Source organism: Nonomuraea sp. NPDC051941 (assembly GCF_044593615.1).
On the sequence record NZ_JBIUCF010000066.1, the window covers coordinates 24971 to 39848 of the forward strand.

12 protein-coding genes and 1 tRNA gene are annotated in these 14878 nt (G+C 66.6%); 3 read left to right on the forward strand and 10 right to left on the reverse strand.

The annotated features are described in order from the left end of the window. Positions 1-48 precede the first annotated feature (48 nt). Both ACIHFD_RS59945 and ACIHFD_RS59950 read left to right on the forward strand, forming a co-directional pair. Positions 49-711 (forward strand): XF1762 family protein, encoded by a 663-nt coding sequence (locus tag ACIHFD_RS59945; RefSeq protein WP_397374580.1) that lies wholly within the window; start codon positions 49-51, stop codon positions 709-711. 205 nt (positions 712-916) lie between these two features. After that, positions 917-1132, forward strand: a complete 216-nt coding sequence (locus ACIHFD_RS59950) for a helix-turn-helix domain-containing protein (RefSeq protein WP_397374581.1) — start codon at positions 917-919, stop codon at positions 1130-1132. Positions 1133-1253: 121 nt separating this feature from the next. On the opposite strand, the gene ACIHFD_RS59955 is transcribed toward ACIHFD_RS59950, so the two are convergent. The 10 genes from ACIHFD_RS59955 to dnaA all read right to left on the reverse strand — a co-directional run bounded on the left by ACIHFD_RS59955 (position 1254) and on the right by dnaA (position 14254). Further along, positions 1254-2264, reverse strand: a complete 1011-nt coding sequence (locus tag ACIHFD_RS59955; protein ID WP_397374582.1) for an abortive infection family protein — start codon at positions 2262-2264, stop codon at positions 1254-1256. 208 nt (positions 2265-2472) lie between these two features. Beyond that, positions 2473-2546, reverse strand: a tRNA-Ile gene (locus ACIHFD_RS59960). Between the two features lie 127 nt (positions 2547-2673). Next, positions 2674-3429: a DUF3566 domain-containing protein gene (locus ACIHFD_RS59965; protein WP_350724242.1), complete on the reverse strand. Its 756-nt coding sequence runs from the start codon at positions 3427-3429 to the stop codon at positions 2674-2676. A 3-nt stretch (positions 3430-3432) separates the two neighbouring features. Next, positions 3433-5931: a DNA gyrase subunit A gene (gene gyrA / locus ACIHFD_RS59970; protein WP_397374583.1), complete on the reverse strand. Its 2499-nt coding sequence runs from the start codon at positions 5929-5931 to the stop codon at positions 3433-3435. 21 nt (positions 5932-5952) lie between these two features. Further along, positions 5953-7896 carry a DNA topoisomerase (ATP-hydrolyzing) subunit B gene (gene gyrB, locus ACIHFD_RS59975; RefSeq protein WP_397374584.1) on the reverse strand — a complete coding sequence of 648 codons (1944 nt, stop codon included), beginning with the start codon at positions 7894-7896 and terminating at the stop codon, positions 5953-5955. 353 nt (positions 7897-8249) lie between these two features. Beyond that, positions 8250-8750: a DciA family protein gene (locus ACIHFD_RS59980; RefSeq protein WP_350724236.1), complete on the reverse strand. Its 501-nt coding sequence runs from the start codon at positions 8748-8750 to the stop codon at positions 8250-8252. Next, positions 8740-9984: a DNA replication/repair protein RecF gene (gene recF / locus ACIHFD_RS59985; protein ID WP_397374585.1), complete on the reverse strand. Its 1245-nt coding sequence runs from the start codon at positions 9982-9984 to the stop codon at positions 8740-8742. The genes ACIHFD_RS59980 and recF overlap by 11 nt, the downstream gene beginning before the upstream one ends. 35 nt (positions 9985-10019) lie before the next feature. Then, the gene (gene gnd, locus ACIHFD_RS59990; protein ID WP_363978782.1) at positions 10020-10967 is read right to left on the reverse strand and encodes a phosphogluconate dehydrogenase (NAD(+)-dependent, decarboxylating); all 948 of its coding nucleotides are present in this window, start codon (positions 10965-10967) and stop codon (positions 10020-10022) included. Positions 10968-11013: 46 nt separating this feature from the next. Beyond that, the gene (gene dnaN, locus ACIHFD_RS59995) at positions 11014-12153 is read right to left on the reverse strand and encodes a DNA polymerase III subunit beta (protein WP_355192871.1); all 1140 of its coding nucleotides are present in this window, start codon (positions 12151-12153) and stop codon (positions 11014-11016) included. 523 nt (positions 12154-12676) lie between these two features. Continuing rightward, a complete protein-coding gene (dnaA, locus tag ACIHFD_RS60000; RefSeq protein WP_397374586.1) occupies positions 12677-14254 on the reverse strand; it encodes a chromosomal replication initiator protein DnaA in 1578 nt (525 codons plus the stop codon). Positions 14255-14701: 447 nt separating this feature from the next. Between dnaA and rpmH the strand changes: the two genes are divergently transcribed. Then, positions 14702-14839 (forward strand): 50S ribosomal protein L34, encoded by a 138-nt coding sequence (rpmH, locus tag ACIHFD_RS60005; protein WP_043614899.1) that lies wholly within the window; start codon positions 14702-14704, stop codon positions 14837-14839. Positions 14840-14878 lie beyond the last annotated feature (39 nt).

Consider the following 14878-nt stretch of genomic DNA (forward strand, 5'->3'; position numbering starts at 1 on the left):
TACCCCTTCAGGGCAACGCTGCGGATCTGAGGCCCGCCCCAACTGGCGATGACCAAGTTCATCACCGACACACCCACCGCTGTCGCAGCGACTTCTCCGAACTCGGCAAGACCCACCACCGACGACGGCGACAGTCCGAAAACGCGACCGAATTCACTCGCGGTTCCCGAGCAAATCCCGCCGCACAAGGATCTCGGCACCGGCGGACCTGGGCTGCCGCACTCTGATGCAAGCGGCAGCGACGGCCCAGGCCGCCTGACCATCGTGCCGGTAGCCTTGCGCACTGCCCGTGCGTTCATCGCCTGGTCACATCGCCATCTCTTGCCCCCGAGAAGCGCCAACTTCGCCCTCGGCGTCAGCACCGAAGACGGCACGCTTGTGGGCGTCGTCATCGCCGGGCGGCCAACAGCACATGTCTTCGATGATGGTTTCACGATCGAGATCACTCGTCTGGCGACGGACGGTACCCCCAACGCCTGCTCAGCCCTCCTGGGCGCGGCCTGGAGAGCCGCCAAGGCGATGGGCTACCGCCGTCTGATCGCATACACCCGCGCTGACGAACCCGGCACCAGCCTGCACGCTGCCGGCCTCCACCGCGCCGTCCACCAGGGATGGAGCGCCACCAGCCGGCCCCGAGTTTCAAACGGCGCCGACGATGCCACTCGCACCCTTTGGGAGATCACCGCGGGAACCCTCGGAGGGGCCAGATGAGCCCCGTTCTCGGGCCCTGGGTCGGCTCCACTTGCCCGAGAGACGGCGGTCTCCCTCCGGCGGCTGTTTACAGCACCTGGTGGACCCAATACACCGACAGCGACCCAAACGTCCCAGCGCTTCCCAAATGCATGCCCTCAGCACTGGCGTCGTCCACAAGCCCGCGCCGAACTCCACGTCCACTCGCTTCAGGAGGTCAAACTGCATGGTGCCGCTGACCATCGCTGAAGTCCAGGCCCTACCAGCAGTCGTCCCTCTCCTCACGGCTGCTCGCGCTCTCGGTCTCAGCCGCAACACGGCCTACCGGCTGGCTAAACGGGGCGAGTTCCCCTGCCGGGTCATCCAAGCAGGCGACGTATACAGAGTCCCGACTGTCGAGATCCTCACCATCCTTGGATTGCGTGACATAGCCCTCCGGTAGAGCGTGGAAACCGATTAGGGGCATCTCCGACGTCCCATGCTGACTGCGTGCTTACTCCCGAGCCCTCGGGCGGTAAGCACGCAGTTCCTATGCGCGGGTTCTGAGGCCCACAGGTGTCCCATTAAGCGAGGGTGAGCCCAAGCCGGCTACTGGGGTTGGTCGTGAACCGCTCAGCCATTACGAGCCACAGGCTCTGCGCCTCCTCGGAAGCGAGAATGCCGACAACCGCCCTCATCGCGTTGACCACCTTCTCGCGTTCTTCATGATCCGCCGTAAAGCCAAAGGACCAGGCCGCCTGATCGAACTTCGCGCTCAGCTCATGTAGAACATCGACCACCTGTGGATGAACCGCAAGAATCAAGCCAGCCTGGTGGCATCCCCACTCGCTTGTTCGCACATATCCTTCGCGATCGAGGAACAAGCCCTCCACCGCTCCTGTGCGATAGTCAGGGGGCCAGAGCGTGATGTCACTACTTGATGCGCATGCCTCGACGCCGTCCTCCATCACCATGAAGGTGCCAGTCATGGCCCGCTGGGCCACCGCCACACCAAGTAGGTGTTGCTCGGTCGGCTCTAGATCAGGCAGATTTGCCGCCCTGAGGCGAGTCGCCAATGCGTTGCGCGTGAAGATGCCTCCGTCCCGAAGATCACGAACAAGCGTGGAGGGCTGACCGGCAATGAGATGAGACAGTCGCCGAAGAGCCCATCGAACCCACAGCAGACATGCATCGATCCCGACATGCACGAACTCCTCGGCAACCTCGGGTTGAAGCGCTCGCCCGTGTCCTGTTCCGAACTGATTTCTGATCTCAGCCAGCTGAATCACGATGGTGCTGGCGCCCTGGGCGACGTTACGAATCGGCGGACCTGCGGCCAGGCCCACTCCCGGCTGGCGCTCCAAAACCCGTTGGGCTCGCTGAACGACTGACGCGAACTTCTCGTTGCTGGGTATGGTCTGCCCACGCGCGTCCAGAACTACCTTGGCAGTCGCCTCTGCCAGGTCCTTGACGGTTCCCAGTATCAGCGCCTGATCTTTCTCCCGGATCGCGTTCTCCAGCCGGACTCGATAACTCTCGATCGATGCCCACGCGGCATCCTCAAGGCCATCAGGGCGGGGGAGCGCTAGATCCATAAGGCCATTCTGTCGTGTTGCTACGGGCTCATCGGGGCGAACGGCGGGCTTTGTTTGCGGAGAGCCAGAGAACCAGTGGGGTCCGCAAGAAACTTGAACACGGCACCGTACGGTCGCGAGGTTCGGCGCGACGGTCAAATGACGGTCAAACGATCAAGAGGCCAGATCCGCGATCTTGGGATCTAGCCTCTGAACTGGTGAAACTCTGTGGGGCTACCAGGACTTGAACCTGGGACCTCTTCCTTATCAGGGAAGCGCTCTAACCGTCTGAGCTATAGCCCCGCGCACACCGAACGTTATCGCATCCGCAGGACGGAGGCGAACCGGTTGTTCGGATGAGGAAAAGCTTACCGCCTCCGGCGTGCTGCTCGCGCCGTCCCCGCCCACGGGGCCGGCGCGAGCGCCACGACTACTCGGCCTCGCTGAAGGTCACCTCGACGCCTCCGACCAGGTCAGAGGCGATGTTGTAGATGACCGCCCCCAACGTGGAGAGCGCGGTGATCAGTACGACGTTCACGGCGCCGATCAGTGCCGTGTAGCCGAGGATGCGCACCGGCTCGAACCAGGAGGCGATGTTGATGGGGATGGAGCTCTGCCCCTGCTCCCCCTGGCCGAGCTGGTTGACCAGGTCGACCAGCGAGTCGAACACGCCCAGGGCCGACAGCACGCCGTACAGGACGGCCACCGCCACGAACAGCACTACGAAGCAGACCAGGGACACCACGAAGCTGAACTTCATGGCGGACCACGGCTCGACACGGCGCAGGACCAGGTGGGCCTTGCGGGGGAGCCGGGACCCCGAGGAGTTCGACGACTTCTTCTTGTTGGGCAGCTCGAGAGCGGGCGGGGCCTCGGTGGCGAGCGACGGACGGACGCGGACCGTGTCGTTGCCCTCCGGAGGCTGCGGGCCGGAACCAGGACCGGAACCCGGACCGGGGCCAGGACCAGGACCGCCGGGGCCGGGGGCGGACGGCGTGGGCATGGGTGACGGCGCGGGGGCCGTCGACCGCGACTCCTCCTTGGGCGGACCTGGCTTGCCCTGCGCGGGCGACGTGTCCTTGCCGTCGTCGACCGCGCCGAAGATCTCGGTTTCGTTGGGCTTCTTCGGCTGTTGTCCGTTACCCGAAGCCGCCTTTGTCCTGGCGGAGCCACCCTGGGCGCTCATGAACTACTCTCCTCCCCCGTCTTCCTCAGTTTCCACCGAAGTCTCCATCGACTCCGCGTTCCGGGCGAGGGCCACCACGCTGTCTCCTTCGGCGAGATTCATCAATCGCACTCCCATGGTCTGGCGGCCGGACTGCTTGATCTCACCGGCACTCGTCCGGATCACCCCGCCGGCGAACGTGATCGCGAAGACCTCGTCCTCTGGGTTGACCATGACGGCACCGACCAGCTTGCCACGGGAAGACACGATTTTCGCAGTAAGCACGCCCCTACCGCCACGTCCTTGAACTGGATACTGCTCCACTGGCGTCCGTTTTGCGTACCCACCCTCCGTGGCGATAAGCACATCTTGACCGTCGGCGAGTCGATTCATGGCGAGAAGTTCGTCGCCGTCGAGGAACCTCATGCCGATCACACCGCTGGTCGCGCGGCCCATGGGCCGCAGCGCCTCGTCGGAAGCCGTGAACCTGATCGACTGGGCTCCCTTGGAGACCAGCAGCAGGTCGTCCTGCTCGGAGACCAGGCGAGCTCCGATGACCTCGTCGTCATCCCGCAGGTTGATCGCGATCAGGCCACCGGACCTGGGGGAGTCGTACTCGGACAGGCGGGTCTTCTTGACCAGCCCGCTGCGGGTGGCGAGCACGAGGTAGGGGGCGACGTCGTAGTCGCGTAGGTCGAGAACCTCCATAACTGTTTCGTCGGGCTGCATCGCCAAAAGGTTCGCGAGATGCATGCCACGCGCGTCACGTCCGGCGTCGGGCAGCTCGTACGCCTTGACCCGGTACACCCGGCCCTTGTTCGTGAAGAACAGCAACCAGTGATGCGTCGTGGTGACGAAGAAGTGGTCGACGATGTCGTCCTGGCGCAGCTGGGCGCCGCGCACGCCCTTGCCACCGCGCTTCTGCGCCCGGTAGAGGTCGGTACGCGTGCGCTTGGCGTAGCCGCCCCGGGTGATCGTGACGACGATCTCGTCCTCGGCGATGAGGTCCTCGATCGACATGTCGCCGTCGTAGGCGATGATCTCGGTCTGCCGGTCGTCGCCGTAGCGGCCGACGATCTCGGCGAGCTCCTCGTTGATGATCTCCCGCTGGCGGGCCTCGCTGGCCAGGATCGCGTTGTACTCGGCGATCTGCGTCATCAGGGAGTCGTACTCGTCCTGGATGGCCTGCCGCTCCAGGGCGGCCAGCTTGCGCAGCTGCATGTCGAGGATGGCCTGCGCCTGCACCTCGTCGATCTCCAGCAGCGCCATGAGGCCCTGCTGGGCGTGCGAGGCGGACTCCGAGGCCCGGATGAGGGCGATGACGTCGTCGAGCCGCTCAAGGGCCTTCAGGAGGCCGCGCAGGATGTGGGCGCGCTCCTCGGCCTTGCGCAGGAGGTAGCGCGTCCGGCGGACGATGACCTCGATCTGGTGCGCGACGTAGTGCCGGATGAACTGGTCGAGCCGCAGCGTGCGCGGCACCCCGTCGACCAGGGCCAGCATGTTGGCGCCGAAGGTGTCCTGGAGCTGGGTGTGCTTGTACAGGTTGTTGAGCACGACCTTGGCGACCGCGTCGCGCTTGAGCACGATCACCAGGCGCTGCCCGACCCGGGAAGAGCTCTCGTCGCGTACGTCGGCGATGCCGGTCAGCTTGCCCTCGCGCACCAGCTCGGCGATCTTGAGAGCGAGGTTGTCGGGGTTGACCTGGTACGGCAGCTCCGTGACGACGAGCGCCTGCCGCCCCTTGTCCTCCTCGACCTCGACCACGGCCCGCATGGTGATCGAGCCGCGCCCGGTGCGGTAGGCGTCCTCGATGCCCCGCCGCCCGACGATCAGCGCCTTGGTGGGGAAGTCGGGCCCCTTGACCAGCCTGATCGACGCTTCGAGCAGCTCCTCGTCGCCGGCCTCGGGGTTCTCCAGGGCCCACTTGACCGCCGAGGCGACCTCGCGCAGGTTGTGCGGCGGGATGTTGGTGGCCATGCCGACGGCGATGCCGCCCGAGCCGTTGACCAGGAGCTGCGGGAAGCGCGCCGGCAGGACGTCGGGCTCCTGCGACTTGCCGTCGTAGTTGGGGCGGAAGTCGACGGTGTCCTTGTCGATGTCGCGCAGCATCTCCATGGCGATGGGCGCGAGCTTGCACTCGGTGTAGCGCATCGCCGCCGCCGGGTCGTTGCCCGGCGAGCCGAAGTTGCCCTGCCCGTCGACCAGCGGGTATCGCAGCGACCACGGCTGCGCCAGTCGCACCAGCGCGTCGTAGATCGAGGTGTCGCCGTGGGGATGGTAGGTGCCCATCACGTCACCGACGACGCGGGCACACTTGAAGTAGCCGCGGTCGGGACGGTAGCCACCGTCGTACATCGCGTAGAGCACTCGCCGGTGCACTGGCTTGAGACCGTCGCGGACGTCCGGCAGCGCCCTGGACACGATGACCGACATCGCGTAGTCCATGTAACTGCGCTGCATCTCGGACTGGATGTCCACAGGCTCGATGCGCTCAGCCGGGGGAGTGGTGTTCACGTCCGTCACAGGTGATGATCCCTTTTCTAACTAAACGTCGAGGAAGCGGACGTCGCGCGCGTTACGGATGATGAAGTCGCGCCGGGCTTCCACGTCCTCGCCCATGAGCACGCTGAACAGGTCGTCGGCCTGCGCCGCGTCGTCGAGCGTGACCAGGCGCAGCAGCCGGGTCTCCGGGTTCATCGTGGTCTCCCAGAGCTGGCCCGCGTTCATCTCGCCGAGACCCTTGAAGCGCTGTACGTTGTCCCGCGGCCGCGGGTCGGCCTTGCCGTTGGCGATCCCTTCGGCGATGACCGCGTCGCGCTCGGCGTCGGAGTACGCGTACGAGGCGTCCTCGCCCTTGCGGTCCCACTTGATCTTGTAGAGCGGCGGGCACGACAGGTAGACGTGGCCGGCCTCGATCAGCGGCCTCATGAACCGGAACAGCAGCGTCAGCAGCAGCGTGTTGATGTGCTGGCCGTCGACGTCGGCGTCGGCCATGAGGATGACCTTGTGGTAGCGCAGCTTGGCGATGTCGAACTCGTCGTGCACACCGGTGCCCAGGGCGGTGATCAGCGCCTGGACCTCGTTGTTCTTCAGGACCTTGTCGATCCGCGCCTTCTCGACGTTGAGGATCTTGCCGCGGATGGGCAGGATCGCCTGGAAGCGCGAGTCGCGGCCACCCTTGGCCGAGCCGCCGGCCGAGTCACCCTCGACGATGAACAGCTCGCACTTCTCCGGGTCGTTCCACTGGCAGTCGGCCAGCTTGCCCGGCAGGCCGCTGCCCGACTCGAGCAGCGACTTGCGCCTGGTCAGGTCGCGGGCCTGGCGGGCGGCCATGCGGGCGCGCGAGGCCTGCAGCGACTTGTTGATGATGTCCTTGGCCTCGCCGGGGTTGCGCTCGAACCAGTCGCGCAGGTGGTCGTTGCAGGCCTTCTGCACGAACGACTTGGCCTCGGTGTTGCCCAGCTTGGCCTTGGTCTGGCCCTCGAACTGCGGCTCGGCCAGCTTGACCGAGATGATCGCGGTCAGGCCCTCGCGGACGTCCTCGCCGGAGAGGTTGTCGTCCTTGCCCTCCTTGAGGAACTTCTGCTCGCGCGCGTAGCGGTTGACGATCGTCGTCAGCGCCGCGCGGAAGCCCTCCTCGTGGGTGCCGCCCTCCGCGGTGTTGATCATGTTGGCGAAGGTGTAGACCGACTCGGAGTAGGAGTTGTTCCACTGCATGGCGATCTCGACCGCGATGCCGTCGCCCTCCTCCTCGAAGGAGATGATCGACGCGTGCGCCGGCTCCTTCTTGGTGTTGAGGTGCTGGACGAAGTCGGTCAGACCGCCCTCGTAGCAGTAGGTGACGGTGTGGACCTCGCCGTTGATGTGGTCGGGGCGCTCGTCGGTGAGCGTGATCGTCAGGCCCTTGTTGAGGAAGGCCGTCTCCTGGAAGCGGCGCGAGAACGTCTCGTAGTTCCAGGCGGTGGTCTCGAAGATGTCGGGGTCGGGCCAGAACGTGATCGTGGTGCCGGTCTCGTCGGTCCCCTCGCCCTTGGCCAGCGGCGCGAGAGGCTTGGACATCTCGTAGCGCTGGCGCCAGTAGTGGCCGTTCTGCTTGACCTCGACGTCCATGGCGGTGGACAGCGCGTTGACGACGGCCGAGCCGACGCCGTGGAGGCCGCCGGAGACCGCGTAGGACTGGCTGTCGAACTTGCCGCCCGCGTGGAGCGTGGTCAGCACGACCTCGACCGCCGAGCGGTTCTCCTTCTCCATGAAGCCTGTGGGGATGCCACGGCCGTTGTCGACCACGCGTACGCCGTTGTCGGGCAAGAGCGTGACGTCGATCCGGGAGCAGTAACCGGCGAGGGCCTCGTCCACCGAGTTGTCCACAATCTCGTAGACGAGGTGGTGCAGGCCACGCTCACCGGTGGAGCCGATATACATACCCGGGCGCTTGCGAACCGCCTCAAGCCCCTCGAGTACGGTGATAGAGCTAGCGTCGTAGGACAACTGCGAAATCCTCCTGCCGCGGACACGCGGCGGGGGAGGCCATCGACCTGCGAAAGCTGCCCCTACCGTGCCCGTCACCGTCGTGAGTGCCCCGATGCGCGGTCACCCAAGGGAAGTCGGCTTACCGCCGGGGTGACACGCAAGCGGACGTGTCCGGAATCCGTCTTCAGTCTACCGGGTCCGGCGGCCGAAGGTGGCAAGGAACGCGCCTGTGATGGCTCCTAGCTCGTTTTGCCCCCTGGTAAGCATCCCCCCTTCGGAAAGGGGGCTTATCGCGTCTGTGGCTTTCTGATCGCCCCTGGGGCCCAACCGGAGCAGCAAAAGTGCCTGCTGCGGAAAACCGCTGATCGAGGCTATCCGTAGGTGTCGCCAGGGCCCCGGCTTCCGGTCACCCGCAACCCTCCGGACGGCCGGGGACCGTTCTGCGGGCCTCTGACCTTGACCTTTGTGACGGTGCCGTCGCCGAGCTCCTCGTTGAGCCGGCGGACGAGGGTGCGCGCGAGCAGCCGCACCTGCGTCGCCCAGGCCGTGGAGTCGGCCGCGATCAGCACCTCGCCGTCCTCGAACGACTCGGGCTTGGTGTGGGCGGCCAGGTCAGGACCCACGATGTCGATCCAGCGCCCGAACACCCCGCCGACCGCCGCCGAGCGCTCCCAGCCGCGGTCGGCCAGGAGGTCGGCAATGGCACGTCCGAAAAGCTGTGGATCGCCGCCCTCCCTGCGCGGCCCCGCCGCCTTGCGCCTGGGCTCGCGCCGGGGAAGCTGGCCGCGCTTGGCCGCGTCGGCCTTGGCCTGGGCGAGCTTCTCCCTGGCCATCGCGGCTCCCCTGGCCGCGGGGTTGTCGTCAGCGGACACGGGTCACGCTCCCTTCTGCGACGTCGAACCGGCCTCCCACCAGCTCCGCGGGCACGTCGTCCGGCACGGCGGCGGTGATGAGCACCTGCTCGGCCGGCGCGACGATCTCGGCCAGCCGCCGCCTGCGCTGGCTGTCGAGCTCGGCGAACACGTCGTCGAGGATCAGCACGGGATCGCCGCCGTCGGCCCGCAGCAGGTCGTACGCCGCCAGCCGCAGCGCCAGCGCGAACGACCAGGACTCGCCATGGCTGGCGTAGCCCCGGGCGGGCAGGTCGCCCAGGCCGAGGATCAGGTCGTCGCGGTGGGGTCCGACGAGCGTGACGCCGCGCTCGAGCTCCGCTGAGCGGACCTCCAATAGCCGCTCCCGCAGCCGTTCTTCAAGGGTTTTCCCCAAGTCTGTGGATAACGTCTGTGTATCGAAAGATCCCCGCTCACCGGCGGCTTCGTCCTCCGAGACACCCTCATCCGTATCCCCACCTGTGGACAACGTGCTGCGGTAGGCCAGCGTCGCGGGGTCGCTCCCGGGAGCGAGCGCGGAGTAGGCGCCGGCCACCAGCGGGCGCAGCGCCTCGACGAGCTCCAGCCGGGCCCCAAGGAGCTCTGCGCCGTGCCTGGCGAGGTGGGCGTCCCACACCTCCAGAGTGCTCAGCACGTCGCCCGCGCCGGCCGCGGTGAACCCGCTGTCGCTCTCGGCCCGTCGGGCGCTCCTGCTGCCCCTGCGGGCCTGCGCGGCCGTACGCAGGAGCGCGCCGCGCTGCTTGAGCACCCGGTCGTAGTCGGCCCGGACGCCGGCGAACCTGGGCGTCCTGGCCACCAGGAGGTCGTCGAGGAATCGGCGCCGCTCGGCCGGGTCGCCCTTGGACAGCGAGAGGTCCTCGGGGGCGAACAGCACCGTACGCAGCAGGCCGACGACGTCGCGGGCCCTGGACACGGGGGAGCGGTTGAGCCTGGCGCGGTTGGCCCGCCCCGGGTTGAGCTCCAGCTCGACCAGCGCCCGGCGGTCATCCCTGTGGACGGCGCAGCGCACGATCGCCCGCGTGGCGCCCTTGCGCACCAGCGGCGCGTCGCTCGACACCCGGTGACTGGAGTGCGTCGCGACGTAGCCGAGGGCCTCGACCAGGTTGGTCTTGCCCTGGCCGTTGGGCCCCACGAACGCCGTGACGCCCGGCTCCAGGCCGAGCTCCACGGACGCGTACGACCTGAAGTCGGTCAGCGAGAGGTGGGCGACATGCACCCCACGAGGTTAGTGCGCCTCGGGGATGCCTGTGGTCACCGACGCTCGGTCTCGCGCGGCGGGATCACGTCGGCGCCGGGGGAGTCGGCCCCCTTTTCGGTGCTGCCCTCCGCGGAGGTGGTCGCGTGGCCGCCGAACTGGTTGCGCAGCGCCGCGACCACCTTCATCGCGGGCGAGTCGTCCTGCCGCGAGGCGAACCTGGCGTACAGCGAGGCGGTGATGACCGGCAGCGGAACCGCGTGGTCCACAGCCGCCTGCACCGTCCACCGGCCCTCCCCGGAGTCCTGTGCATAACCTCGGAGCTGCTCGAGGTGCTCGTCGTCGTCCAGCGCCCGGACCATCAGGTCGAGCAGCCAGGAGCGGATCACGGTGCCGGTGCGCCAGCTCTTGAACGAGCCCTTGACGTCCTTGACGACGTCGGAGGCCTCGAGCAGCTCCCAGCCCTCCGCGAACGCCTGCATCATGCCGTACTCGATGCCGTTGTGGACCATCTTCGCGAAGTGCCCGGCGCCGACCTCGCCCGCGTGCACGAAGCCGTCCTCGCCCTCGGGCTTGAGCGTCTCGAAGATCGGCATGAGCCGGTCGACGTTGGCCTGGTCGCCGCCGCACATGAGCGCGTAGCCGTTCTTGAGGCCCCAGACGCCGCCGCTCACGCCGCAGTCGACGAAGCCGATGCCCTTCTCGGCCAGCTCGGCGGCGTGCTTCTGGTCGTCCACATAGTGCGAGTTTCCGCCGTCGACGACGATGTCACCGGGGTCGAGCAGCTCGCCGAGATCGTCGATCGTCGCCTGGGTGGGCTTGCCGGCGGGGACCATGACCCAGATCGCCCGCGGCTTCTGCAGGCGTTCGACCAGCTCCTTGAGGCTGCCCACGTCGCTGATCGCGGGATCGCGGTCGTAGCCGACGACGTCGTGACCTCCGCGGCGCAGGCGTTCGGCCATGTTGCCGCCCATTTTGCCCAGTCCGACCATGCCGATCTGCATGTTGTCCTACCCCCTTGTCAGACTTCCATCATCCCCGATGACAGGATCAGCCTGACAGGCGGATGGGCATGATCAGGTAACGGTAGTCCGTAGCGGCTCCGTCATCCACAGGCTTGCCACCGGTGAGGATAGCGGGCTTCGTCGACGTGGTCATCTGAAGTCGCGCAACATCCGAGTCGATGGCCCCCAGTCCCTCGAGCAGGAACTGGTGGTTGAAGGCGATGTTCATCTCCTCGCCCTCGTAATCCACAGGCAGGGCCTCGACGGCCTGCGCCTCGTCGCCGCTGCCCGCCTCGAGCACGACCTCGCCGCTCTTGAACGCCAGCCGCACCGGGGTGTTGCGCTCGGCGACCAGGGCGACGCGCTTGACCGCCTCCACGAACGGCCCTGTGGACAAGTCCGCGCGGGCGGAGAACTCCGTGGGCAGCAGCGACCGGTACTTGGGGAACTCGGGGTCGAGCAGCCGCGTGGTGGTCCGCCGTCCGGCGCTGGAGAAGCCGATCATGCCTTCGCCGGTGCCGCCGGCGGAGCTGAGCGCGATCTCCACCTCCGCGCCGGTCGTGCCGAGCGCCTTGGCCGTGTCGGCGAGGGTCTTGCCCGGGATCATGGCGATGGCGGCGAAGTCGGGCTGGCCCGGCTGCCACTTCAGCTCGCGTACGGCGAGCCGGTAGCGGTCGGTCGCGGCGAGGGTCACGGTGTCGCCCTCGATCTCCATCCGCACGCCGGTGAGCATCGGCAGGGTGTCGTCCCTACCGGCGGCGACGGCGACCTGGCCGACGGCGGAGGCGAACACGTCGCTGCCCACCCGGCCGGCGGCCGGCGGCATGGCCGGGAGGGACGGGTAGTCCTCCACAGGCATGGTCAGCAGTGTGAATCGAGCGCTGCCGCAGGTGACGACCGCCTTGGCGCCGTCCACCACGAAGTCCACAGGCTGTGCAGGAAGTGCGCGGGTGATCTCGGCGAGCAGCTTGCCCGAGACCAGCACGACGCCGGCCTCACCGGTCTGGAGTTCGAGCGTCACCTCGGCGGAGACCTCGTAGTCGAAGCCGGACAGCTTCAGCTGCTGTCCCTCGGTGACCTCCAGACGCATGCCTGCGAGCACGGGCACCGACGGGCGCGCCGGGAGGCTGCGTGCCGTCCATGCCACCGCCTCAGCGAGAACGTCTCGCTCGATTCGGAACATCACGGTGATCGGCCTCCTGGGTTCGTCGTTGATTCAAGTGTTCACTCTCCCGCACCTGAGCTCCGGGAGAACCCCTCTATGGGTCTTGAGTTTCTTTGTTAGAGAGATAAGAGGTCATCACACTAGGGGCTGTGGAAACTGTGGACAACCGGCGTTCTAGCTGCTCAGCAGCCCTGTTTTCATCCACTGGGGGTGTGGGTGACGCCTGGGGAGAACTTGCGCGCCTGGGGATGACGAGTCTGTGCACACAGGCTGTCCCCAGATCTTGGTGCCTTCATCCACGGGTTATCCACGAGGTTTCCACAAGTTGTCCACGGGGTAAAAGGGACGCGGCTGGAGTCCCAGATCGCCTGTTCACAGGACGTCCACACGTTATCCACGAGTAGTCCCCAGGTTCTCCCCAGGGTGTCCCCAACCTTGTCCCCAGGCCCTGTGGGGGATTTTTTCGGGCATTGTGTGGCGAAGAGCCGGCGGGTTTCGGCGTTTCCGCAGATCCACAGTGTTTTCCACAGGCTGTGCATGAAGTTCAGGCTCCGCGGGATGTCCGCTTGATACGCAAAGTCAGCTCGTTGACCTGGTTGTACATCGACCGGCGCTCGGCGATGAGCGAGCGGATCTTCCGCTCGGCGTGCATGACCGTGGTGTGGTCGCGGCCGAACTGCTGGCCGATTTTGGGCAGCGACAGCTCGGTCAGCTCGCGGGCCAGATACATGGCGATCTGCCGGGCGTTGACGAGCGCCCGGCTGCGTGAGGTGCCGCACAGGTCGTCGATGCTGATGCCGAAGTAGTTGGCGGTCTCGGTCATGATCGCCGCGATGGTGATCTCGGTGTCGGACTCCGAGGTGATCAGATCCTTGAGCACCACCTCGGCGAGCTGCAGGTCCACACCCTGCCGGTTGAGGCTGGCGAACGCGGTGACCCTGATCAGGGCGCCCTCGAGCTCGCGGATGTTGGTGGAGATGCGGCTGGCGATGTACTCCAGCACCTCGGGCGGCGCGGCCAGGCCCTCCTGGATGGCCTTCTTCCTGAGGATCGCGATCCGGGTCTCCAGCTCCGGCGGCTGGACGTCGGTGATCAGGCCCCACTCGAACCGGTTGCGCAGCCGGTCCTCCAGCGTGGTCAGCTGCTTCGGCGCGCGGTCGCTGGAGATGACGATCTGCTTGTTGGCGTTGTGGAGGGTGTTGAAGGTGTGGAAGAACTCCTCCTGGGTCTGCTCCTTGCCCTCCAGGAACTGGATGTCGTCCACAAGCAGGATGTCGATCGCCCGGTAGCGTCCGCGAAAGCCGTCGGCCTTGTGGTCGCGGATGCTGTTGATGAAGTCGTTGGTGAACTCCTCGGAGCTCACGTACCTGACCCGCGCGCCGTCGTACAGGCTCTGTGCATAGTGCCCGATCGCGTGCAGCAGGTGCGTCTTCCCCAGCCCCGAGTCTCCGTAGATGAAGAGCGGGTTGTACGCCTTCGCGGGGGATTCGGCGACCGCCACGGCCGCCGCGTGGGCGAACCGGTTGCTGGCCCCGATGACGAATGTCTCGAATGTGTACTTCTGATTGAGCCTGGCCGGTTCGCTGGGCTTGTTGCTCTTCGCTTCCCACCGGTTCGGCGCCGGCTCCGGCTCCTTTTCCACAGGCGGTGTGTACGGCTTCGCCTGTTCAAAAGAGAAGCCCGGCTGTGGATATTCGGTGGATATCTGGGGCGGCTCAGGCTGTGGAGAATAGAACTGCGGAGGCTCCGAAGCCTGCTGGTGCTGCGATGGCGCGGGCTGTGGATAGAGCGGCTGACTCTCCACATTCTGGGGATAACCCTGAGTCACAGGCTGTTGATGAGAGTCGACCGTCGGCGGCTCCGGCGCCGTGGTGTCGATCATCACGGCCAGCCGCATGGTCCGGCCGAGCTCCTGTGACAGCGCGTGCGCCACGAGCGGGCGCAGTTTGCCCTCGATGAGGTCCTTGAGGAAGTCGTTGGGGACGCCGAGCACGATCGTGTCGTTCGCCAGCGCGATCGGGCGCACCATCCCAAGCCACGTACGCTGCTGGATCGGCACGTTCTCGTTGAGGAAGTTGCTCAGGGCCCTCGCCCATACCGTGCCGAGGTCGACACCGTTCATGGTGCGGCTCCCCCTCCTTCCTCTCGCGGCCCCCCGCGATCGTTTATCCACATGCGCGGCCGCCCGCGGTGATCGGCGGCCCGTTCGTCCACAACGTGGCGGCCGGGCTTCGTGCCCAGGCCCTCCACAGGAGATCCACAGGTTGTGCACAGCCCTTTAGCAGGTTCGAAAGGGCCGACAGTATCTATGTGCACAGCTGTGTTCAAGGCATTGTCCACAGCCTAGTGGCACCTGGGTGCACATACTGTGGACGCCGGGGCGGCGGTGGAAAAGTCGCCTGTGGAAAGGTGGATAACCCGTCCAGTTTGACCTGAGGGGTGCTTCCCCCGTAACGTACGACGGTCGGCTTGTCACGCGACGGCTATTTCGCGTGCCCTCGCTTCCCTGGCAGGCCATCCATGTGTGTACAGCGCCCTTGTGGCGCACCTTCAAGCCTGGAGCCCACCCGTGAGCAAGCGTACTTTCCAGCCGAACAACCGTCGCCGCGCGAAGACCCACGGCTTCCGGCTGCGGATGCGCACCCGGGCCGGTCGCGCCATCCTCGCCGCTCGCCGCCGCAAGGGCCGCGAGAAGCTGTCGGCCTGATCGTTCCGCGCGTATATGGCCCGTCGGTGCGTCATGCCG